Source organism: Deinococcus malanensis (genome assembly GCF_014647655.1).
Taxonomy (GTDB): domain Bacteria; phylum Deinococcota; class Deinococci; order Deinococcales; family Deinococcaceae; genus Deinococcus; species Deinococcus malanensis.
In genome coordinates this window covers 64456-85930 of the sequence record NZ_BMPP01000012.1, presented here as the reverse complement: position 1 = coordinate 85930, position 21475 = coordinate 64456, and the positions used below count along the sequence as shown (strand labels likewise).

General features: G+C 64.7%; 20 protein-coding genes and 1 pseudogene. 13 read left to right on the top strand and 8 right to left on the bottom strand.

Translation table 11 applies throughout. The features are described 5' to 3' along the window. The first annotated feature begins 25 nt into the window (after positions 1-25). Positions 26-1069, top strand: coding sequence for an N-acetyl-gamma-glutamyl-phosphate reductase (gene argC / locus IEY49_RS14240; RefSeq protein WP_189009987.1), 1044 nt, complete (start codon positions 26-28; stop codon positions 1067-1069). A gap of 169 nt (positions 1070-1238) precedes the next feature. Here argC and IEY49_RS14235 read toward each other — a convergent pair whose 3' ends face one another. From IEY49_RS14235 to IEY49_RS14225, 3 genes are all read right to left on the bottom strand, one after another. Then, entirely contained in the window at positions 1239-2102 is an 864-nt protein-coding gene (locus IEY49_RS14235; protein WP_189009986.1) for an MBL fold metallo-hydrolase, read from the bottom strand. 64 nt (positions 2103-2166) lie between these two features. Next, on the bottom strand, positions 2167-2478 hold the full coding sequence (locus IEY49_RS14230) for a GNAT family N-acetyltransferase (RefSeq protein WP_189009985.1): 312 nt from the start codon (positions 2476-2478) through the stop codon (positions 2167-2169). 93 nt (positions 2479-2571) lie between these two features. Then, the gene (locus IEY49_RS14225; protein ID WP_189009983.1) at positions 2572-3000 is read right to left on the bottom strand and encodes a DinB family protein; all 429 of its coding nucleotides are present in this window, start codon (positions 2998-3000) and stop codon (positions 2572-2574) included. Between the two features lie 361 nt (positions 3001-3361). Here IEY49_RS14225 and IEY49_RS14220 point away from each other — a divergent pair, with 361 nt between their 5' ends. Continuing rightward, a complete protein-coding gene (locus IEY49_RS14220) occupies positions 3362-3850 on the top strand; it encodes a response regulator (RefSeq protein WP_229780815.1) in 489 nt (162 codons plus the stop codon). Between the two features lie 3 nt (positions 3851-3853). Here IEY49_RS14220 and IEY49_RS14215 read toward each other — a convergent pair whose 3' ends face one another. Beyond that, complete coding sequence (locus tag IEY49_RS14215) at positions 3854-5029, bottom strand: hypothetical protein (protein WP_189009981.1); 1176 nt, start codon at positions 5027-5029, stop codon at positions 3854-3856. Continuing rightward, positions 5026-5838, bottom strand: a complete 813-nt coding sequence (locus IEY49_RS14210; RefSeq protein ID WP_189009979.1) for a TrmH family RNA methyltransferase — start codon at positions 5836-5838, stop codon at positions 5026-5028. Before IEY49_RS14210 ends, IEY49_RS14215 begins: the two co-directional genes overlap by 4 nt. A gap of 64 nt (positions 5839-5902) precedes the next feature. Between IEY49_RS14210 and IEY49_RS21825 the strand changes: the two are divergent. From IEY49_RS21825 to IEY49_RS14185, 6 genes and pseudogenes are all read left to right on the top strand, one after another. Then, a pseudogene (locus IEY49_RS21825) lies at positions 5903-5974 on the top strand (SEC-C metal-binding domain-containing protein); the annotation flags it as partial. Positions 5975-6016: 42 nt separating this feature from the next. Beyond that, a complete protein-coding gene (locus IEY49_RS14205) occupies positions 6017-6283 on the top strand; it encodes a YchJ family protein (RefSeq protein WP_308424668.1) in 267 nt (88 codons plus the stop codon). A gap of 119 nt (positions 6284-6402) precedes the next feature. Further along, the gene (locus IEY49_RS14200; RefSeq protein WP_229780814.1) at positions 6403-7263 is read left to right on the top strand and encodes a prohibitin family protein; all 861 of its coding nucleotides are present in this window, start codon (positions 6403-6405) and stop codon (positions 7261-7263) included. A 19-nt stretch (positions 7264-7282) separates the two neighbouring features. Beyond that, positions 7283-7837, top strand: a complete 555-nt coding sequence (locus IEY49_RS14195; RefSeq protein WP_189009973.1) for a hypothetical protein — start codon at positions 7283-7285, stop codon at positions 7835-7837. Between the two features lie 54 nt (positions 7838-7891). After that, positions 7892-8779, top strand: a complete 888-nt coding sequence (locus IEY49_RS14190; protein WP_189009972.1) for an NAD(P)-dependent oxidoreductase — start codon at positions 7892-7894, stop codon at positions 8777-8779. Beyond that, positions 8776-9636 carry a DegV family protein gene (locus tag IEY49_RS14185; RefSeq protein ID WP_189009971.1) on the top strand — a complete coding sequence of 287 codons (861 nt, stop codon included), beginning with the start codon at positions 8776-8778 and terminating at the stop codon, positions 9634-9636. The genes IEY49_RS14190 and IEY49_RS14185 overlap by 4 nt, the downstream gene beginning before the upstream one ends. A 68-nt stretch (positions 9637-9704) precedes the next feature. Here the strand turns inward: IEY49_RS14185 and nagZ are convergent, their stop codons facing one another. Then, positions 9705-11171, bottom strand: a complete 1467-nt coding sequence (gene nagZ / locus IEY49_RS14180) for a beta-N-acetylhexosaminidase (protein WP_308424663.1) — start codon at positions 11169-11171, stop codon at positions 9705-9707. Positions 11172-11389: 218 nt separating this feature from the next. On the opposite strand from nagZ, the gene IEY49_RS14175 reads away from it, so the two are divergent. The 5 genes from IEY49_RS14175 (at position 11390) to IEY49_RS14155 (ending at position 18753) form a co-directional block, all read left to right on the top strand. Further along, positions 11390-12619, top strand: coding sequence for an ABC transporter substrate-binding protein (locus IEY49_RS14175; RefSeq protein ID WP_189009970.1), 1230 nt, complete (start codon positions 11390-11392; stop codon positions 12617-12619). 145 nt (positions 12620-12764) lie between these two features. Then, positions 12765-14858, top strand: coding sequence for a beta-N-acetylhexosaminidase (locus IEY49_RS14170; RefSeq protein ID WP_189009969.1), 2094 nt, complete (start codon positions 12765-12767; stop codon positions 14856-14858). A 123-nt stretch (positions 14859-14981) separates the two neighbouring features. Then, positions 14982-16559, top strand: a complete 1578-nt coding sequence (locus IEY49_RS14165; RefSeq protein ID WP_189009968.1) for an ABC transporter substrate-binding protein — start codon at positions 14982-14984, stop codon at positions 16557-16559. A 159-nt stretch (positions 16560-16718) separates the two neighbouring features. Next, positions 16719-17747, top strand: a complete 1029-nt coding sequence (locus IEY49_RS14160; RefSeq protein ID WP_189009967.1) for an ABC transporter permease — start codon at positions 16719-16721, stop codon at positions 17745-17747. Positions 17748-17751: 4 nt separating this feature from the next. After that, positions 17752-18753 carry an ABC transporter permease gene (locus tag IEY49_RS14155; protein ID WP_189009966.1) on the top strand — a complete coding sequence of 334 codons (1002 nt, stop codon included), beginning with the start codon at positions 17752-17754 and terminating at the stop codon, positions 18751-18753. 169 nt (positions 18754-18922) lie between these two features. On the opposite strand, the gene IEY49_RS14150 is transcribed toward IEY49_RS14155, so the two are convergent. After that, positions 18923-20317, bottom strand: a complete 1395-nt coding sequence (locus tag IEY49_RS14150; protein ID WP_189009964.1) for an alpha/beta hydrolase family protein — start codon at positions 20315-20317, stop codon at positions 18923-18925. A 368-nt stretch (positions 20318-20685) separates the two neighbouring features. After that, the gene (locus tag IEY49_RS14145; protein ID WP_189009962.1) at positions 20686-21438 is read right to left on the bottom strand and encodes a shikimate dehydrogenase; all 753 of its coding nucleotides are present in this window, start codon (positions 21436-21438) and stop codon (positions 20686-20688) included. Positions 21439-21475: the final 37 nt, after the last annotated feature.

The window sequence follows — 21475 nt, the reverse complement described above, 5'->3', positions numbered from 1 at the left end:
ACTTTATCGCGCAGAGTATGGGGCGATGAGTGAGCACAAGACAGTAGCAATCGTGGGGGGCAGCGGGTATGCCGGCGGAGAATTCCTGCGTCTGGCCCTGGGCCATCCCAACCTGAAGGTCACGCAGGTAACGAGTGAGCGCAGCGCCGGCCTGCCGGTCAGCATGGTCCATCCCAACCTGCGGGGGCGCACCAACCTCAAGTTCATCAAGGCAGGCGCCCTGGAAGACGCCGATATCGTGGTCCTGGCCCTGCCGCACAACTCGGCAGCCAAACGCATTGTTGAATTCGAGGCCAAGGGCCGGGTCATTGTGGACCTATCGGCTGATTTCCGGCTCAAGGACCCGGAGGTCTACCGCGCCACCTACGGCGAGGATCATCCCACGCCGGAAAAACTGGGCGAGTGGGTCTACGGCAACCCTGAACTGCACCGTGAGGAACTGCGCGGCGCTACCCGGATTGCCTGCGCCGGCTGCTTTGCCACCAGTGTGATCCTGGCGCTCTATCCGCTTATCAAACTGGGCGTGCTGCTACCCAGGGACGTCGTGGCCACCGGGTTGGTCGGGTCGAGCGCAGCAGGGGCCAGTGCCAGCGACAGCAGTCACCACCCGGAACGCGCCGGGAGCCTGCGGGTCTACAAGGCGGTTGGGCACCGGCACACGGCCGAGGCCCAGCAGGAGTTGCCCGGGAACTTCCCACTGCACCTGACCGCCATCAGCACGCCCCTCGTGCGCGGCATTCTGACCACTGCCCATGCCTGGATTCCTGATGGCTACAGTGACCGGGATGTCTGGAGCGCCTACCGTGAAGTCTACGGCAACGAGCCTTTTATCCGAATTGTGAAGGTGGCCAAGGGCATCCACCGCTACCCCGACCCCATGCTGCTTGATGGCACCAACTACTGCGACATCGGCTTCGAGATGGACGTGGATACCGGGCGCGTGGTTCTGATGAGCGCCATCGACAATCTGGTCAAGGGCACCGCCGGCCACGCCCTGCAGTGCCTGAACATCGCCCATGGCTGGGAAGAGACCCTGGGGCTGGAATTCGCCGGCCTGCATCCGGCGTAAACTGCTCACAGAACAACGGCGCAGCGGAAAGCAGGGACCGCTGCGCCTCTATGCATCCAGCCTCATGTTTGACAGCGGCCGGTATGGGCGAGAGGAGTGAATTCGCGACCACTCCTTCCTACCGCTGCACGTCGTGGTCACTCGCTCCGCTCGCCCCACAGCAGTCGGCTCAACTGCTGGTGTTACCGCCTTGAGTATCGGCCACCGCCCGGAAGCCCCCCTTGGTATTGGGCTCGAAGCGCGCGAACGGTATCTGCGGATCGTGCGGCGTGCAGATCAGGGCGTTCTGCTCATGCCACTCGGCAAAGTACCGGCGGCGGTTTTCCAGATTGGTGACCGGGTACAGGTCGTACCCGATGACCCACGCTGTGGGACTGTGCATGGTCGTGGGCAGCAGGTCAGCCGTGTAGACCAGGGTCTGTCCGCCGCTGCGCAGCACCACGCCCTGCTGCCCCAGATTGTGGCCGGGCAGCGGCAGCACGCTCAGGCCAGGCAGCAGTTCATGCTCGCCATCCACCACCTCAAACAGCCCCGCGTCGTGAAGCGGCTCGATGTACTCGCGGATATAGCTGGCCCGGCTGCGCTCGTGGGGGTTCAGAGCGTCGTGTAATTCCTGCGCCTGCACCACATAGCGGGCCTTCGGAAAGGTGGGTTCACCCAGCGCGGTCACGTTGCGGCCCGCGTGATCGAAGTGGAGGTGGGTATTGATCACCAGATCAATGTCTTCAGGCACCAGGCCAGCATGGTCCAAACCGCGGAAGACCGTCTCGTCGCGGTCCACCCCGAACATGGCCTCGAACTTCTCCCCGCCTCTGTCCCAGAACCCGGTCTCGACCAGGATATTCTTTCCGCCCAGCCGGATCAGCAGCGGATTGATGCGTAGGGTAATGCGGTTGAGCTCATCCGGGGGCGCCACCTTATCCCACAGCACCCTGGGCACCGTGCCGAACATGGCCCCTCCGTCAAGACGGAACTGACCGTCGGTCAGGCTGATGGCCTCTGCCTCGCCGACCTGCCGCTTTTGCATCCACATCCGCCCAGCCTAACAGACGTTTGTTTGAACCCGGGAAGCAGTTCTGCCACCATCAGGGTGACGCTCAAAGTCCAAAAACACCGCGCTGATCCGGCTGCACAAGATCCACGTATTCGCGGTGCTCGCGGATGAAACTGGCCACAAACGGACACATGGGCACCACCTGGCGCTCCTCCGCACGAAGGGTGTCGAGCATTTCCTGAACAAGTCTGGATCCGAAGCCCTGCCCCTCGAACTCGGGGCGAGTTTCTGTGTGGCTGAGCATGACCGCATTTCCGGCCGGCCGGTACTCGGCAAAAGCCGCCAGTTCACTGCCTTTGTGCAGCTCGTACCGGTTCTGCTCGGCGTTGTGGGTCACCTGAACATCGGAAGTCATGCCCGAGGGTAGACCGCGTGCGCGCGTTGCACGTGGGAAGAACTTCAGCCTGCCTGAAGCCAGCAACTGTGGAGCACTGGCGGGCAAAGCCTCTCAGTCCTGGTGGGCCGGCTCGGGCAACTTTCCCCCCAGCCGCCTGAGAAGGGCCACCTGACCCCAGTGATAGGCACTGTGGGCTGCCAGGTCCATCAGGATTTCGCGTGCCCGCCCGGAGGGGTCCTGCGCCAGGGCCTGTGCCTGCAACAGCCCAAGTTCCAGTTCAATCAGGTGAGCCTTGAAGTCAGCCTCGTTCAGGGCCGATACCGGCCAGACTGGCTGGTCTTCCGGCCAGCTTTCACGGCGCCCGGAGGTAAGGTCAAGGCTTGTACGCTGGGTCATGGCCAGATGTGCGATCACATCGGCCAGCGTGTACGGCAGCCCGTCGTGAACGTGGCTGGCTTCGTCCCAGCCCAAGTCCTGCAGCAGCGTCCGCACGTCCCGGAAGGCCGTGCCGCCAAGCAGGAGGTATTGCAGCAGATTCACGGGGATGCCTTCCGGTCCATGTGGCGTTCAGAACTTGACCCGCCCATATAGACCGGCCAGGCAGCGAGGCACAGAGCGACGAACGCACGTTTCAGCTGCCGAGAGAACAAACCGGTGATTCCCCTGCTTGAGCACGAAACATATGCGAAGCGCACCATTTCAATCAGGCTAGCAGGCGACGCCGGTCCGGTGCCTGCGTGAAGGAAACTCAAGGGCACGTCAAGGGCCAGATACGAAACATTTAAGGACGCGGCCTGTCAATTCATGGGGTGGAACGCGAAACTTTGACAAGGAATTGACCGGCGACCCGGCTCCCTTGTGGTTCCGGGCTGTTTTGCGTTGTTCCTCGAGGCCTGATGTCATGACCATGCTCTTCCCCACTCCACTTTCCGCTTCCCCGATCGAGATCCTTCTGGTCGAGGACAGCGAGCCAGATATTCATCTGACCCGCGAGGCCTTCTCCGAGGCAGGGATCGCCAACACCCTGCACATTGCCCGCGACGGGGTGGAGGCCCTCGAACTGCTCCGGTGCTGCCCTGACCGCCCCAAAATTCCCCGGCCCGACGTCATTCTTCTGGACATCAATATGCCCCGGATGAATGGTCTGGAAGTCCTGGAGGAACTCAAACGCGACCCCGACCTGATGACCATTCCCGTGATCATGCTGACCACCAGCCAGGCGGAGGAGGACGTCCTGCGTTCGTATCAGGCCTACGCGGCCAGCTACGTGGTGAAGCCGGTCGAGTTCGACCGCTTTTACGAAGCGATCCGGGCGCTGGGGCGATACATGTTGACCATCGTGCGTCCCCCGGGCCCCGGAGAGCCGGGAGGGCCCCCGTCCGACCGGTAGGTGCTACCCCCGGCTCGGCTCGCTGTCGGAGACCAGGGCGCCCAGCAGGCTCGCTGCTTCGTGGAGGCGGTGGGCCTGTACCCTCGCGGCGCTGCGGGTCTGCCGCCAGTCGAGAACCACGCGAGCTACGCCGAACTGGTCTCCTCCAGACTGTCGAAGCGACTGAATGCGCTTTTCGAGCAGCGTGACCTGCCGCGCCAGTCGCTCCAGAGCCTGCTGATGTCCCCGGGCGGCGCTCAGGGTGGCGTTCAGCTGACTCTGTGCCTCGTGCTCGGCCTGGGCCAGCGCGGCGCGCGCCTGCTGGACCGCCGGAGCGTCATCGGCCTGATCCCCGGCCTGCCAGCGGGCATAGTTCAGCTGACTGCGGGCCCGCAGCACGGCCGGATGCAGCGGCACCCCCAGCGAGTAGCGGACGCTGGACAGATCGAGCTGCGGGACCACCACCGGAGTGTCGGCATCGTCAAGCCGAATCAGGGGACTGAACGACGCGAGGAAAGCGTCGGTCTGCTGGCTCATCAGCCGGGTATGGGCCAGCCTGGGGCCCACCTGCTGGCCCTGGGCCTCGGCGCGTTCGAGCTCCCAGACCGTCAGGTGCAGCACTTCCGCCTGCGCCGCAGCGGCGGCGACCTGATCGGCGACTTCCATACGGGCGTGGTCAGCGCGCAGCGAGCTCAGTACCTCCTCGGTCTCCCAGCGGCGGACCTCGGCCTGGGTAGCCTGCATGTCCCATTCGGCTGCGTCTTCCAGCGGGCTCAGGTCCGGATTGGCCCGGATGGCTTCCAGACTCCGACCGGCAATCTCGGCATGAGACCGGGCCAGCAGCAGCGGGAGGTCATGTGCCCGGCGGCCCCAGCGGACCGGGCCTGCGCCGGGGACCGGCGCAATCTCGCCGCGCACCGGTTGACTCGGAACCGGCACAGATTGGGCGAAGGTCGCGAGATCCATGGTGGTGGTTTCGACCCAGTGCTCGGCCGCCGTGTCCCCTACCCGGGTCCGGAGCATCGCGTAGATATCCTGAAGCACGCCCACGACGTCCCTAGGCCCCAGCGCCCGCTGGGCAGGCCAGCCCCGGCGCTGCGCAGCCCCCTCGATCACCTGCTCGGCGGCAGCGGCACCCACCTCCGGGCTCAGACGCGCACGCAACCAGTCGCGGTAGGGGTCGCGTGCTGTGGCAGTCATGCCAGGCCTCCGTTCTCCCGAGCCCGGCGCTGGCGGGCACACTCAAACAGCACCAGGGCCGCCGCCGTCGCCACGTTCAGGCTGTCGGCGCCGCTGCCCTCGTGCATCGGAATGCTGACACTGTGATCGGTGTGGCGCCAGCTTTCAGGCAGGCCCGCGTGCTCGGTGCCCAGCAGCAGGGCGATCCGTCCGGTCAGGGTGGCGTCCCAGTAGGTGCGCGGCGCGTCCGGCGTGCACGCGACCGTAATAAAACCCTGCGCCGACAGCCACGCCAGCGCACTGTCCTCGTCCAGCACGGCGACCGGCATGGTAAACACACTGCCCTGACTGGAGCGGATCACGTTGGGTCCATACGGGTCGGCGCCCCGCCCCAGCACCAGCACACCCTGCGCGCCGGCCGCGTCGGCACTGCGGAGGATCGCCCCCACATTGCCGGGTTTCTCCAGGCCGTGCAACACCACCAGGACCGCGTTACTGTCTGGCTCCGGGAGCCGCGGAGCCGGAATGGGAGCGACGCCCAGCAGGCCGTCGGGGTTCTCGCGGCCACTGACCTTCTCGAATGCGGCGCGTGAAAGCTCCAGCCGGTCACCGGGCAGCGTAGCGGCCAGATTGCTCGCCTCCGGGCTGTACAGGTCAGGGCAGCTGTAAAGCGTGTGCGGCGTCACGCCCCCCTGGACGGCCCGGGCCAGTTCACGTGCCCCCTCGATCAGAATGACGCCGTGCTCTTCCCGCTCACGGCGGTTGCGAAGGCGCACCAGTCGTTTGACGTGCGGATTCTGCAGGGAGGTGATGGTCTCGGTGCCGCTCATGCACTGCGCATTATGCCGTGAAGGTTTCGCCTGATCCGGGCGCGGCGGGCGCTACCTTGCGGCCATGGCCCTGGCATATCCCCCGCTCAAACCCTGCCCATGCGGCTCCGGGCGAAGCTACTCGCAATGCTGCGGCGCATTTCACAGCGGAAGCGCCGCACCTCCCAGCCCCGAGGCATTGATGCGTGCGCGCTACAGCGCCTACGCCCTTCAGTACGAGACGTTTGTGCGGGACACCTGGCACCCGGAGACCCGACCCGGAGACCTCGACCTGCACGACGGCACCCGGTATCTGGGTCTGAAGGTACACAGTGCCGTGGGCAACGAGGTGACGTTTACGGCCAGCGTGCGGCTCCCTGATGGACAGCGGACGCACCTGCGTGAACGCAGCACCTTTACGCAGGTGGAAGGCCGCTGGATGTATGTGGACGGTGCCCAGCCCTGACAGGCAACTCCACGACCCCTGAACGCGTACCTAAAAGCATGAGTGACAGCGCACCGAGTCAGCCCCGAACCGCCTTAAACTCCATGCCTCTTCCCAGGCCGGGGTCCAGCCGCAGGGCCTTGGCCATTGGAGGTGTGGTTCTGGCCGGACTGCTGCTGGCCCAGGGCATCAAGGTGATTCCGGCAGGTTACGTGGGGGTGGTTTTCAGCGCCCTGAGCGGCGTCAAGCCCCAGCCTCTGCAGGAAGGAGTGCATTTCGTGGTGCCTTTTGTAGACCGGGTCAACCTGTATGACGGCCGGCTGCAGGAAATCACCCTGGCCCACGGAGTCAATGACGGCGATGAAGGTGCCATCCGGGCGCGCAGCAAAGAAGGTCTGGACATCACGGCCGATGTGACCGTCAACTTCCGCATCGACCGGACCAAGGCGGCCATCATGCATAAGGAACTGGGCCGTAACTACATGGTGACGGTGGTCAGGCCGCAGGTGCGCAGCAAGGTTCGCGACGCGATCGGGCAGTTCAACGCCGCCGACCTGATCAGCACTCAGCGTCAGGAAGTGGAGGCGAGCATCACCCGCTCCTTGACCGAAATCTTCGAAAAAAACAATCTGCTGCTCGACAGCGTGCTACTGCGTGAACTGCGGATTCCCGAGAGTGTGGCCAAGGCTATCGAGCAGAAGCAGACGGCCGAGCAGCAGGTGGCAGTCGAGAAAAACCGCCTGCAGCAGGCCAACATCAGTGCCCAGCGCGCCGTAGTGGAGGCTGAGGGCGCTGCCAAGGCCGCTGTGGCCAAGGCCCGCGGCGAGGCACAGGCGCTGTCGCTGCGTGGGCGCGCCCTGCGTGAAAACCCCCAGCTGATCCAGCTGACGGTCGCCGAAAAACTGTCACCCGGGATCAACACGGTGATGCTGCCGGCGGATGGGAACTTCCTGCTGGATCTGAAATCCCTCAGCGCCGCCACCACAAAAACGTCCAACTAAGGCGGGGTAGCATCGTGTCATGATGGCCGTCCTGATCCTGATCGTGATTTTCAGCGGGATCGCGCTGATCACGTATGTCGACAACACCACCAAGGCCAGCCGGCGTGCCGCAGCGCTGCCCCCACCAGACGCGGAAGCGCTGAGTGCACCTACCCCGACACGGCACGGGGTGGAAACGCTGATCCTGAACCTGCCAGAGCCCGCCCGCAGCCGCGCCTGGACCCTGCTGTGCGTCATCTCCGATGCCCAGCGGCTGGAAGGCAGCAGCGCCGACGCGCGCACCGGTTACCTGCTGGCCCAGACCCGGGTGGCATATCTGCCCGATACCCTGCAGGCGTATCAGGCCCTGACCGACGGAGCCCGCGCGGCCCTGAGCGCCCAGGGTCAGCCTCCCGAACGGCTCCTCGAAGAGCAGCTGTCCCTGATGGAAGACGGGGTCCGGGAGGCCCTGCGCCATGACCATGCGGCGGCGGACCGCCTGCTGACCCAGGGCCGCTTTCTGCGCGAACGCTTCGGCGGCGCAGGACCGGAACTACAGCTGCCGGCAGGCGACACCCGCACGTCTCAAGATTAAACCCGGTTCATAGTTCTCCCGGCCACCGGCCGCCTGAACTAGCCTGGACTCAACATGACGATCACCACTGCATTCATCGGCCTGGGGGCCATGGGCTTCCCGATGGCGGCGCACCTCGCGCGGCACGCGCAGGCCACCGGGGGCCGGGCACTGGTCTGGAACCGCACCCGGGAACGTGCCGTGGCGCACGCGGCGCAGTACGGGACCACGGCGGCCGACCTCCAGGACTGCGCTCAGGCCGAGGTGCTGTTCAGCTGCCTGCCGACCAGCGCCCAGGTGGATGAGGTTATTGACCACATGGGCGCCCATCTTCGTCCCGGCACCGTGTGGGTGGACTGTACCAGCGGACATCCCGACTCTGCCCGGCGGCAGCGTGAACATCTGTCAGCCCGTGGAGTGTCGTTCCTGGACGCTCCTGTCAGCGGCGGCACCAGCGGGGCCCAGGCCGGGACGCTGACGGTCATGGTGGGCGGCCCGACAGCTGAGGTGGACAGCGTCCGCACCCAGCTGGCATTTGCAGGCAAGGTGATCCACGTGGGTAACACCGGCGCGGGCTTTGCTGTCAAAGCAATTAACAACGTGCTGTTGGCCGTCAACCTGTGGGCGGCCGGTGAAGGCCTGGCGGTCCTGGGCCGTCACGGCGTCAACGTGGGGGCGGCGCTGGAAGTGATCAATGCCAGCAGCGGCCGCAGCAACGCCAGCGAGAACCTGATCGGACAGCGGGTGCTGACCCGGGAGTTTCCGGTGACCTTTACGCTGGGCCTGCTGGCCAAGGATGCGGGCATTGCGCTGGACGTGGTCGAAAGCGTCAAGGGCAGTGCCCCGGTGCTGGCACAGACGCTGGGACTGTACCGGGCAGCAGCACAGATCATCGGCGAGAACGAAGACCACTCGGCGGCCCTGCAACTTATCGAGCGCATGAACGCACAGGAGATCAAATGACCCATTCCCCTTTCAGTGTCATCACCGACGGCGGCCTCGACGCGTTTTCCAGCCTGCAGAACGCGGTTCCGGTCGCGCCCTTCGCCCTGAATTTTGGCTCCACGACGTTCCGCATGGACGAGATCACACGCGAGGGCCTGTACGAGCAGCTGCGCACCAATCCTGTGCATCCCACCAGCAGCCAGCCCACGCCGCAGGACTGGGTGACGGCCGCCCAGCAGAGCGGGGCCAAGCAGGTCCTGGCCGTGACCATCAGCGCGGGGCTCAGTGGCAGCCGGAACGCCGCCGAGCAGGCGCGCAGCATGAACCCTGAGCTGACCTGGCACATCCACGACAGCGGCACCTTAAGCGCTGCCCAGGCTTTTCAGGTCCATGCGGCCAGCACGGCGGCGCAGCGCAGTGAGAGTGTCGAGACCGCCCTGGCCTGGATGCAGACGGTTCACCAGGAAACGGAGCTGTACTTCACCATCGAGACGCTCGAATACCTGCGCCGTGGCGGGCGCATCGGTCGGGTCCAGGCCACGCTGGGGGGCCTGCTCAACCTGAAGCCGGTCATCACGGTTGATAAGAGCACTGGCCAGTACACCAACGTGGGTCGGGCGCGCACCTACCGCAGCGCCATCGACGCCGTGGCTGCCCAGGTCACCCAGAAATACGGCGAAGGGGCACCCCTGCGCCTGGGCCTGCTGTACGGTAGCGTGCGCGAGGATGCCGACACTGCCCTGGAGATTCTGCGTGGCCGGCACCCGATCATCAGGTCCGATTTCGCGCCGGTCAACCCGGTGCTGAACATCCACACCGGACCACGGGCGCTGGGGATCGCGGCGGCGGCCGGGGCATGGCCCTGGGAGCGGTGAACTTCTGAAACAGGGGCACACCGGGCCTGGTCGCCCGGTGTGCCCCTGTTCGGTTCAGGCCAGTCCTTTCAGGCCTGAAAAGGCAGGCGGCCGGCCGGGGTCAACTCTCCCAGGAGCCACGCCAGCACAGCGGCGCGGGCCTCGGGACGGAAGCCATAGGTCACGATGGCCGGGGCGTCCACATCCAGCACGGCGTAGGGGTTGTACAGGGCCAGGTGGAGATCCGGGCGAGCGTCCCTCAGCGCGGCGTGGCGATGGCGGGCCGTGGTGGCCAGGATCACCGGAAGGCCTCTTGCCCGCAGGGCAGTCCAGTCGAGTTCATCGGGCGACTGGAAAGGAGCGAGTTCCACCTCGTACACGGCCCCAAGCTCGCGGGCCAGGGTCTCGGCGTCGGCGGCGGCCTCGCTGACATTTTCACGCTCGGGAGTGCGGTGGGCGACCAGCAGGACCCGTGAGCCACGCGCGGGCGCCTTGGGATTGCCGTAAGCCGTCAGCCCCCGTGCCCAGGCCTCTCCAAGGAGGCCCGCATCATCTGCCGCAGCCAAACTCTCGTCCGCCTGAGCCGGATACCGGCGTGCCAGGGTTTCCAGTCGGTCCAGGCTGGCCTGCACCTCCTGGAAGTTCAGCTCGTGTTTCATGGCAGTTGCGATGGCCTGCAGCGTGGCCTCCTGGACCTCACGGCGTCCCAGGGCCATCACCAGGTCCGCACCAGCTTGAAGCGCCAGCACGGCCGCCTCGCCCCGGCCGTAGTTCGCGTCGATGGCCTGCATGCCCATGCTGTCGGTCACGATCACCCCCTGGTAGCCCCATTCCTGACGAATCAGACTGTGAAGCACTGCCCGGCTGAGGGTGGCCGGGTGAACCGGGTCGAGCTCCGGATAGACGATGTGCGCGGTCATGACCGCCGGCGACTCGTCCAGCAATCTCCTGAAGGGCAAAAACTCACCCTGTTCGAGCTCTGCGCGGGTCTTGCGCACTGTGGGCAGGGCGAGATGGCTGTCCAGGTGGGTGTCGCCATGCCCCGGGAAGTGCTTGACACAGGCCGCAACGCCCGCAGCAGCGTGCCCGGCCAGCGCAGCCTGACCGTGCCGGGTCACCAGCGCCGGATCTGCCCCATAGGCCCGCTCACCGATCACCGGGTTGCCCGGGTTCACGTTGACGTCCAGCACCGGCGCAAAGTTCCAGTTGATCCCCAAGCTGCGCAGCTGCCGTGCCAGAGCCGCATTGATGTCGCGGGTCAGGTCCGGATCGTCTGCCGCTCCCAGCGCCATGGCCGAGGGTGCAAAGGGCCAGAAGTCCGGACGCAGAATGGCGCCCCCCTCGTGGTCCAGAGCAATCAGGGCGTGCTCGCCCATGAGGTCTCTCAGGTCGCGGCACAGGGCGCGCAGCTGGGTCTCGGATTGAATGTTCTTGCCAAACAGACAGACACTCCGCACCCCGTAGCGCCGCAGGAAATCAGCAGTTTCAGGGTCCAGGGTGGGTCCAGGGATATCCACCATCGCCAGGGCGCCGGGCAGTAGGTCAGCTTGGGTCACGCCCGACAGCCTAAACGCATTCTGCCCAGCTGGAGCGTTTCTACCTGAGGAGTGGGCCCACAGGTGAGAATGCGGCAATTTCTCTCAGACAGAGGCTGGATTCAGGCGCTACAGTCTGTGCAGCTCATTTATTCCGTCTTCATCCGGCTGCCATTCGTGTGCTGCCCGAGTTCCCGCACGGCCTTTTTTGAGAGGCCCAAATTTTTCAAGGAGTCCGCATGAAAACACTTGCCCTGACCGCCGCCCTGCTCGCCGTGGGGACCGCCAGCGCCCAGAAGACGCAACTGGAGTTCTGGACCATCAGCCTGGCTCCGCTGTTCAACGACGAGATGAACCGTCTGGTCCAGCAGTTCGAGAAGGAAAACCCGAACGTCGAGCTCAAGTGGGTCGATGTGCCCGCCAACGCCATGGAGCAGAAACTGCTCGCCGCTGTGGCCTCGGGCCGGCCCCCGGCAGCTGTCAACCTGTCTTCGGACATGACGGTCAAACTGGTGCAGCAGGGAGCGATTGAACCGCTGAGCCTCACCGCCGCCCAGAAGAAGCTGTACTTCGCTTCTCCGCTCGACACCTTCACCTATGACAACAAGGTCATGGGCGTGCCGTGGTACTGGGCTCCCAAGGTCGTGGCCTACAACGCCGACATCTTCCGCAAGGCTGGTCTGGACCCCGCCAACCCCCCGCGCACCATCCAGACTCTGATGGCGGCAGCCAGGCAGATCAAGGACAAGACCGGCATGTACGGCTTCATGCCCAACATCAACGGCATCAACATGCTGTACCTGTTCCAGGAAGCCGGGCTGCCGGTGCTGGATAAGTCGGGCGGCAGGGCCGTGTTCAACAGCCCCGAGCACGTCAAGCTGGTCCAGAGCTACGTGGACCTGTACCGCAAGGGCTATATCCCCGAAGACACCATGCGCCGCGGCTTTACGGCCGCCACCGAGCTGTACTCGGCCGGCAAGCTGGCCATGCTGATCACCGGCCCGCAGTTCATCCTGCGCGTGCAGAACGACAACAAGGCCATCTATGACGTCACCCGCGTGGCGCCCTACCCCATCAACATCGCCGGCAACGTCATTCACACGCCGCTGATGGGCTTTACCGTGCCCAAGGGCGTCAAGGACAAGGCCCTGGCCCAGAAGCTGGCGCTGTTCCTGACCAACGACGTCAACCAGCTGGCGTTCTCCAAGGTCACCAAGACCACCTTCCCTTCTACCGTGAAGGCCAGCACCGACAAATTCTTCAAGCAGGGCGGCTCGGGCGCTGTGGAGCAGGGCAAGCTGGTCTCCAGCACCCTGCTGAAAAAAGCCCGCGACCTGACACTGGTCTACCCGGATGCCAGCAAGCTCAACAAGGTCTTCAAGGACAACATCGAGTCCGCGATGGCCGGGCAGAAGAGTGTCAAGGCGGCGCTCGACGACATTGTGAAAGCCTGGAACGCCAGCCTGTAATTCAGGCGTGAGGTTCAGGAGGAATGGCATGGCAGCCATTCCTCCTGGCTTTTTTCATGGTCATTTTCATGTCGGGTGGGCATACTTCTCCCAGTCTCAACCCCATGCCTTCACGTGCCTCTTGCCCGAAAGGAGTTTCTGACCTATGCGCCTTCCTTCCAGCTGTGTTTCCATCCCCTTGCGTTCACATGCCTCTGGCGTACGGCGCACCACCCTGCTCCTGCTGGGTGCCTGCCTGCTGGGCTCGGCGCTGCTCGGTGCCGCCTCCGGGGTCGCCGTCAGCGTGACATCGGTCCCTGACGCACGCACCGTGGCGGCCCGTCCCTCCCTGATCCCGACACCACAGAAAGCTGAATTTCCGGCCGGCACCCTGGCCCTCTCCGGACTGGGCCTCCAGCTTTCTGGCAACGCGCCTCAGCTGGGGTGGGTAGCCCGCGACCTGCGCGCGGCCTGGCAATCCCAGCTGGGAGCCAGCCTGGCCGAGGGTGGCAGGACACCGATCGTCATCGGTACCCGGCAGGATCCGGCCCTGGCGGCGAAGGCACGGGCGGCCGGCCTGTACACCGAGGCCCCCGAGGGCTACGCCCTGTGGGTGGACGCCAGCGGTGCCCACGTGGTGGGGGCCGACGCCCAGGGGGCGTACTACGGCGCGCAGACCCTGGCCGGTCTACTGACTCCGCAGGGGCTGCGTTACGCCCGCATCCAGGACGCCCCGGCCCTGAAACAGCGGGTGGCGATGCTGTACCTGGACTCCACCAGCCAGCCGGTCAACGACCGCCTGATCCCGCTGCTGGCCCGGCTGAAGTTCAACACCGTGCTCGTCATGAGCAACTACGTGCAGTGGGACGCTGCCAAAGCCGGCGGCTGGGTTCATGCGGGCGGCGCCACCAAGGCGGAGGCAGCGCGTGTAGCGCGGCTGGCACGTGAACACGGCCTGGAGGTCATCCCACTGCTCGAAACGCTGGGGCACGCCGGCTGGATGTTTCATGGCGGGCGCAACAGGGATCTGGTGCAGGATCCGGACTCACAGCAGCCCTACGCCTATGACACGCTGAACCCGCAGACCTACGACCGGGTGGTCTTTCCGGTCCTGAGCGAAATGATCGACGTGTTCGGGCCCAAGGTCATCCACATCGGCCACGACGAGGTGCGCAACCGCGACCGGTTCCCGGCGCGCGCCAACGGTAAGGCGGCCGGCTTCGAGAAGCTGTTTGTGGACGACACGGTCAAGATTCACGGATTTCTGAAATCGCGCGGTGTGGGCACCATGATCTGGCATGACGCGGCCTTCAGCGATAGCGTGATCGCGACCCTGCCCGCCAAGCTGCCCAAGGATATTCAGGTCGCCTACTGGAACTACACCGCCGACGCCAACACCGGCATGCTGGAGCGCATCAGGGCGCTGGGCTTCCCGGTACTGGGTGCTTCCTGGTACGAGGAAGGCAACCCCGAGGACATGGCCAAAGCAGCAGCCAAGGCCGGCGCCAGCGGCATGATCCAGACCCGCTGGTCCGGATACTTCGGCAATCCCAGCGTCTGGGACGGCATGGCGGAGCAGGGTGTGGCGCTGGTCCGCGCTGGAGCCAGCTTCTGGAACCCCTCGGCACCTGCCCTGAAAGATGCCGCCAGCGCCTACCGGGCGCTGTATCAACCGCAGCGCTTCGGTCAGGCCGCCGGCGTCCTGGTCAACCTGAGTCCGCTGGTCACCCGCAAGCTGACGGACGCAGACGGCAAAGGCTGGATCGGCAAGGGCGCGGAAACAGACCTGAGCCGGCTACCCACCGGCAATGTGGTGCTGGGCGGCTACCGTTTCAACGTCAGCGGCGCCGTGATGCTGCGGGGTGACCGGGCCGCTGCGAGGGGGCTGCCCGAACAGGCGACCGTCGATCTGGGACGCAAGGCCGATGCCCTGGTGTTTCTGCACACCACCGGCTGGCCAGCGCCGACCAACCGTGACCCGGTCGGCAGGTATGAGGTCAGGTATGCCGACGGCACCACGTTGAGCGTGCCGCTGGAATACGGACGCCATCTGCGCGCCTGGACCGACACCCTGCCCAGCAGCATGGTCACCGCTCCAGCCTGGAGCGGCCAGACCCGTGACGGGCTCGACGTCAATGTCACACTGCTGGAGTGGCCCAATCCCAAGCCCGGCGTGACCATTCAGAGCGTGAAGCTGGTCAGTGCGGGCAAAGGTGCCAATCCGACGCTGCTGGGGCTCACCCTGATCGGCGGCCGCTGAGCACCGGTTGTCACGACCGGTTGACACCCTCAGCCTTCCCGCCTAGGCTGGGCGCACATCAACTTGGTAAACCCACGGTCACGGTGCACTCATTCAGGGTGCCCTGACCCTACCGGAGGCTCCATGAAGAAAGTGCTTCTTACCGCCCTGCTCGCCACCCTTCCCTCGGCCACCGCCGCCACCCTGGTGTACGGCGCCAACGGCGACCCCGTAAGCCTGGAACCCGGCAACATTACCGACGGCATCAGCATTCTGGTTCAGCGTCAGGTCTATGACACCCTGGTGCACTTCAAGGACGGCACCACCGACACCGAACCCGGCCTGGCCACCAGCTGGAAGAGCAACGCCAACGCCACCCAGTGGACCTTCACCCTGCGCAAGAATGTCAAGTTCCACGACGGTACGCCTTTCAACGCCGACGCCGTGGTCTTCAACGTCAGTCGCTGGTGGGACAAGTCACATCCCTACGGCTTCCGTGACCAGGGGCGCACCTTCGAGATTGTGGGCGACCTGCTCGGCGGCTACAAGGGTGACGCCACGGCCGTCATCAAGAACATCGTCAAGGTCAACGACTCCACCGTGCGCTTCGACCTCAACAAGTCCAGCAGCGTATTCCCCGACGTGATCGGCTCCGGTTACTTCGGAATTGCCAGCCCCACGGCCATCCGCAAGGACGGCGCCAAGTACGGGACGCCTGCCAGCAAGCCCATCGGTACCGGCCCATTCATCTTCCAGAGCTGGCGTACCGGCGACCGCGTGACGCTCACGCCCAACAAGAACTACTGGGGGCCCAAGGCCCGCGTGGACAGCCTGGTCATTCGTGCCATCAAGGATGCCTCGCAGCGCCTGAACGAACTGAAGGCCGGCACCATCGACTTCACCAGCGACCTCACGCCCGACAGCCTCCGTGCCGTCACTGCTGACCGCAACCTTGTGGCCATCAAGAAACCCAGCTTCAACGTGGGCTTCGTGACCATGAACAACAAGAACCAGTATCTGAAGAACGACAAGGTTCGTCAGGCGATCAGCATGGCCATCAACAAGAAAGAGATTGCACAGGCCTTCTGGAACGGTCTGGGTATCAGCAACGCCAGCTTCGTGCCCCCGGTGCTGGCCTGGTCCAACAGCAAGAATGTGCCGGCCGATTACAAGTACGACCCCGCCGCCGCCAAGAAAATGCTGGCCGACGCCGGTTACCCCAACGGCTTTACCATCGACCTGTGGTACATGCCCGTCAGCCGTCCGTACTTCCCGACCCCCAAACCCATCGCTGAGGCCATTGCTGCCGACCTGAGTGCCATCGGCGTGAAGGTTAACCTGAAGACCGAGGACTGGGCCAAGTACCTGGAAGACCGCAACAAGGAACCCGGCTTTGACATGTACATGATCGGCTGGACCGGTGACTACGGTGACCCGGACAACTTCTACGGTGCCTACTATGGTCCCAACGGCAGCAGCGACATCAACTGGAACCCACCCGAACTCCAGACACTGCTCGAGAAGGGCCGTGCGGCTGTCGGCAAGGCCGAGAAGGCCAAGATCTACTCGCAGATTCACGAGATCACCTACAAGGCCGCCTACCGTGTGCCGATGGTCCACAGCAACCCGCTGGCTGCCCGGCGCACCTATGTGAAGGGCTGGGCACCCAGCCCCCTGGGCAGCGAAGCGTTCAACAAGATCAGCCTGATCGGCAAGAAGTAAGGAGCCACCCGCCTTTACCGGAACGGGCATGACCTCCGTATGCCGGGAAGTCGGGTTCCAGACAGTGGATGTGGCGGGACGGGCCAGCTGGAAGCGGCCCGCCCCGCCTGACCTTGAGCCCCCGGAACGCTCTGACCTGTTTCCCAAGGAGGTCCTATTTTGGGCAGTTATCTGATCCGGCGCCTGTTGAGGACCCTGGTGGTCATGCTGGGCATCAGCCTGGTGGTGTTCGTGTTCGTGCGATCGATTCCCGGTGACCCCGCCACCGCACTGCTGGGTGAGCGCGCCACCCCCGCAGCCGCTGCCGCCCTGCGCGAGCAGCTGGGCCTGAACAAACCGTGGTTCTTCAACCCGGACAATCCGCTTGACGCCCAGTACCCCAAGTACATCCAGGCCCTGCTGCAGGGTGATCTGGGCAGCGGCATCAAGAGCAATATCCCGGTATGGGACGAGTTGCGCTCCCGCTTTCCGGCCACGGCAGAGCTGAGCCTGGCGGCCCTGGCCTTCGCCCTCCTGATCGGCCTGCCCGCGGGCATCATCGCGGCGTTGCGGCGCAACAGTATGTGGGACAACCTGGCCACCACCATCAGTCTGGTGGGGGTCAGCATGCCGGTGTTCTGGCTGGGCCTGCTGCTCTCATACTACTTTGCGGTGAAGCTGGGCTGGCTGCCTCCGAGCGCCCGACTGGGCAACGAATCCACGCTAGAGCCGCTCACTGGATTTTATGTCCTTGATGCCCTGCTGCGTGGACAACCAGCGGCGGCCTGGGACGCCGTGCGCCACCTGATCCTGCCGGCCATCGCGCTGGGCAGCATCCCGCTGGCGATCATCGCGCGGATTACCCGTAGCAGCATGCTGGACGTGCTGGGGCAGGACTACGTGCGTACCGCCCGAGCCAAGGGCCTGACCGGGCGCAGCGTCACCCTGAAACATGCGCTGCGCAACGCGATGCTGCCCGTGGTCACCGTGATCGGGCTACAGGCCGGGGCCCTGCTGGGTGGCGCTGTCCTGACGGAAACCATTTTCTCGTGGCCGGGCATCGGGTCATGGGTATATGAGGCCATCAGCCAGCGTGACTACCCCGTGATCCAGGGTGGCGTGATTTTCGCCGCACTGGTGGTCAGCCTCGTGAACCTGCTGGTTGACCTCAGCTACGCCGCACTTGACCCGCGCATTCAGTACAGGTGACCTCGTGACGACCATCTCCCCCACCCTGACCAAACCCCGCCGCTCCCAGAGTGTCTTCTGGCGCCGCTTCCGCCGCAGCACCCCGGGCAAGGTCGGCGCTGTCATCGTGGCGCTGTTCGTGCTGCTGGCGATTCTGGCCCCGGTCCTCAAGCCCTACGATCCCACCACCGACCGTAACTACCGCATGAACCTCAAGCCGCCCAGCGTCGCGGCGCTGTGGAATAAGGAGGTGGCCGAGACCTACAGGGACCCGGTCACCGGCAAAGTCGACATCTGGGCCGCACCGTTCGGAACTGACAACCTGGGCCGTGGTATCGCCATCCGGGTGATGCACGGCGCCCAGCTGAGTTTGAAGGTCGGGGTCGTCAGCACGGTGCTGGCCCTGGTCGTGGGTTCACTGCTGGGTGTCTTCGCCGGATTCTTTGGCGGCTGGCTGGACAATGCGCTGGGATACTTCTCGGACGTCATGCTGGCGTTTCCAGGAATTCTGCTGGCTATTGGCTTTGCCAGCATTTTCAACGCCAGTGACCCGCCGCCCGCCATAGCCCTGATGGACCGGCTGTTTGCTCTGAACAGTCCGCAGCTGGTGACCGCCATGCTGGCAGTGTCGCTGGTGCAGGTTCCCGTGTACCTGCGCCTGGCCCGTTCGGTGGTACTCAGCGTGCGCGAGCGGGAGTTCGTGCAGGCAGCCGGAGCCCTGGGCGCCTCCCAGGGCCGCACCATTTTCCGGCACGTCCTGCCCAACAGCCTCTCGCCGCTGATTGTGCAGGGAGCACTGAGCATCGCCACCGCGACCATCGAGGTGGCGGCCCTGGGCTTCCTTGGCATCGGGGCTCAGCCGCCCATGCCGGAATGGGGCACCATGATCAGCGACTCGCGTCAGTACTACATCGACGCGCCGTGGACCATGCTGTTTCCGGGGCTGGCCATCTTCCTGACGGTGCTGGGCTTTAACCTGCTAGGTGATGGCCTGCGTGACGTCCTGGACCCGCGCAGTACCCAGTAATCGAGTACCCAGTTGAAGGCGGCCCCTTGAGGCCGCCTTTCTGCGTGGAGTCAGCTGTGTTTTGAGTACCCTCCCTGAGGACGTTTACAGCCACCTTGGAACCAGAAAGGGGCAGCTATAACGCCGCCCCCTTGTACTTTCTCACCCTATTTGCCCACTGAACCGTCCCTCAGGGTTGGGTCGGGCAGGCCTCGACTCCAGGGCGGACTCCACGTGTAAAGCGGCAGCCGTAATTGCGGTCTGCCACCGTCGCTGGAGTCAGAACATCGTCACCCGCAGGCTTCACTCCAGTTTTCTCCCAGACCACCAGATCGTTGAACGCCTGGATCAGTTCGGGGCCAGTGAATTCACAGTGCCCAGCGGCGCGGATAGCCCGCTGGACCAGACGGTCAGCGTTGCCATTGGCCTGCGCCGCCATCCGGTATTTCTGCTGATGAGCGAACGGGACGTAGAAATCTCCCAGGGTATGCAGCGTGAGCACCGGCACGCTGAACTCACCGTTCACGCGGGGAATCCAGCGCAAACCATCAGCGCGGGCCTGGTTGGCCCCGACAGACGCGAAGACGCGCGGAAGAGCTGAGTTGAATGCAAGCTCCTCAGCGGTCGGGGTCGCTCCGCTGGTCCAGCGGTAGGTCACGCCGACATTCCCGTACATGGACTTGTTCAGGATGCCGTTGACCGTGCCGTCCGAGCCTCCCGTGCTGAACACAGCATTCTGCGTTCCAGCCAATCGGAAGCCCAGTTCAAACACCGGTCGGTCACCACCCGTCAGACGCCGGGCCAGTTCGCGCAATCTGGCACCCTGCCCCTCGTTCTCGGTCCAGTGGGTGCCTTCAGTTTCAGTGAACAGCGCCGCCTTGATGGCTGCCAGGCGGGTCTGGTAGTCGGCCTGGGGGAAGGTCCTTGTGCCCTGACCGGCCAGCTGTGCTGCGGCCATGGTGTAGTCGCCCAACCACTGGAACTCGTACTCCTCGTCCATCACACCGCACAGGGGCAAGGAGGCAGCATAGTTCACCTTGTTACGTGCGGTACTCAGTGTCTCTTTTTCGACCGCTGCACCCGCGACGTGGCCGCCCATGGAGAAACCCATGATCAGATACTTGCCCGGCTTGGCATGCTTACCACCGGTCAGGGTGGGAAACGCCAGAGCCAGCGCGTTGGTGTCTTCCACTCCGGCCTGCACGTCGTAGTAGTTGGTCGAGTAACTGCTCGCTGCCCAGGCGTAGCCCTGGCTGAGCAGGTAGGCCCGGATCGAGGGTGGGTCGACGGTCAGGTTCTCACCGGTCCCTCTGTAACCATGAGCGTACATGACCAGGGTGCCGTTCCAGTTGTTGGGCACCTCAATCTGGTAACCCGCCTGACCTTTAAGCCCAGCATAGGTACCCTGATATAACGTCGCGCCCGCCACAGACGCCAGCGTCGGCGTCACGGGTTTGAAAGTGCGGGCGTCGTGCGGGCGGGTCTCGGCCACAGGAACGTTACCGGTCCCGCAACTGGCCAGAAGCAGACTTGCCGCGATCAAGGCCGCAGCGGGACGAACAGAAAAGCGTGGTGCAACAGTCATGAATCCTCCAGGATCAGGGAATGGCAGCTTCGGGACCGACGGAAAACGACAGGATGACGCGGCCCGCGCCGCGCACGTAAAAATTTAATTGTTTTAAACCTTGTGTAATCTACGGCTTTTGGACCACTGTGTGTCAACTCCCCAGATCAGGTGTCAGAGGGGTTCCAGGACCAGCCACCATGGGCCAGCGACGTAAACCCCCCTCCGCCTACGCGTGGTTGCCCACTCCTTGCAACGAAGGAAGAGTTATCAGCGTCCAACCCCGCCCCGTCCGACGGCCTGAATAGTCTGCTAGAGAGTCGAGGGCGCACCTCCAACAAGCAGGCCACATGACGCCGACAGCACGTTGCGTAACCATCAAACAGCAATCAATGCAGTTGCGCGGCGAGTTCGGACAGATCCTGTGCGTGAAAGCGTTGCCCGGTCGCGTGTTCTAACTGCCGGGCCAGCCGGCGGGCGGGCAGGGTTGACAGGTCCAGCGAGGTGGCCCCCGAGGTGCCGACCACGGCGTGTCCGGTCAGGTCTGCCAGCGTGTGATAAGGCTGGAGCAGGCCAGCGGGCAGCGGTCCGCCGGTCAGCACGATCAGATCCGCCCTCTCCGCGAGAGTCGCCAGGGCCGCGTCACGGCGGCTGACCGGAAACGTCCGCACGCCAGCAGGGAGATGACGGGCCGCGCGTTCCGCTTCCGGAAGCGTCTCGGCGGCCACTCCCATGTTTGAAAAGCCCAGCCGCGCCAGCGGAAGCGCCAGCGTGAGATCCACTGCGTCCAGACCAATCAACAGGGCGCCGGCCCCACGCGTGGCATAGCCACTGTCCGTCACTGCGTCACCCAGAGCGTCCGCCAGAGCAAAAATGCCATGGGTCCCCCCTGCAAAGGCCAGGGCGTCCACCCGGCCCACCCGCCGCGCTTCCGCATCCGGGGTGCTGACATCGGGCAGGTGCGACTCCAGGGTAGGGTGCACGATAGCTCCGGTAAAGTGCAGCGACCGACAGGCCTCCAGTGTGGCTCCCAGGTTGTCGGTCGCCACACTCAAAGCCAGCAGACCCAGCCCCCGCAGGGCACGCGCGGCGTCAGGCGGGTAACCGATCAGGGCGAGCGGGGTGTCATAGGGTGCAGGCATTAGCGGAAAGTGTAGCGTGCACCCGCCGGAACGCTGA

Coding starts and splice junctions, on each gene's coding strand:
- IEY49_RS14190 (WP_189009972.1), top strand. CDS start 7,892: ATGACGATCACCACTGCATTCATCGGCCTGGGGGCCATGGGCTTCCCG.
- IEY49_RS14175 (WP_189009970.1), top strand. CDS start 11,390: ATGAAAACACTTGCCCTGACCGCCGCCCTGCTCGCCGTGGGGACCGCC.
- IEY49_RS14230 (WP_189009985.1), bottom strand. CDS start 2,478: ATGACTTCCGATGTTCAGGTGACCCACAACGCCGAGCAGAACCGGTAC.
- IEY49_RS14170 (WP_189009969.1), top strand. CDS start 12,765: ATGCGCCTTCCTTCCAGCTGTGTTTCCATCCCCTTGCGTTCACATGCC.
- IEY49_RS14145 (WP_189009962.1), bottom strand. CDS start 21,438: ATGCCTGCACCCTATGACACCCCGCTCGCCCTGATCGGTTACCCGCCT.
- IEY49_RS14235 (WP_189009986.1), bottom strand. CDS start 2,102: ATGTGGATGCAAAAGCGGCAGGTCGGCGAGGCAGAGGCCATCAGCCTG.
- IEY49_RS14210 (WP_189009979.1), bottom strand. CDS start 5,838: ATGAGCGGCACCGAGACCATCACCTCCCTGCAGAATCCGCACGTCAAA.
- IEY49_RS14185 (WP_189009971.1), top strand. CDS start 8,776: ATGACCCATTCCCCTTTCAGTGTCATCACCGACGGCGGCCTCGACGCG.
- IEY49_RS14220 (WP_229780815.1), top strand. CDS start 3,362: ATGACCATGCTCTTCCCCACTCCACTTTCCGCTTCCCCGATCGAGATC.
- IEY49_RS14215 (WP_189009981.1), bottom strand. CDS start 5,029: ATGACTGCCACAGCACGCGACCCCTACCGCGACTGGTTGCGTGCGCGT.
- IEY49_RS14195 (WP_189009973.1), top strand. CDS start 7,283: ATGATGGCCGTCCTGATCCTGATCGTGATTTTCAGCGGGATCGCGCTG.
- IEY49_RS14150 (WP_189009964.1), bottom strand. CDS start 20,317: ATGACTGTTGCACCACGCTTTTCTGTTCGTCCCGCTGCGGCCTTGATC.
- argC (WP_189009987.1), top strand. CDS start 26: ATGAGTGAGCACAAGACAGTAGCAATCGTGGGGGGCAGCGGGTATGCC.
- IEY49_RS14165 (WP_189009968.1), top strand. CDS start 14,982: ATGAAGAAAGTGCTTCTTACCGCCCTGCTCGCCACCCTTCCCTCGGCC.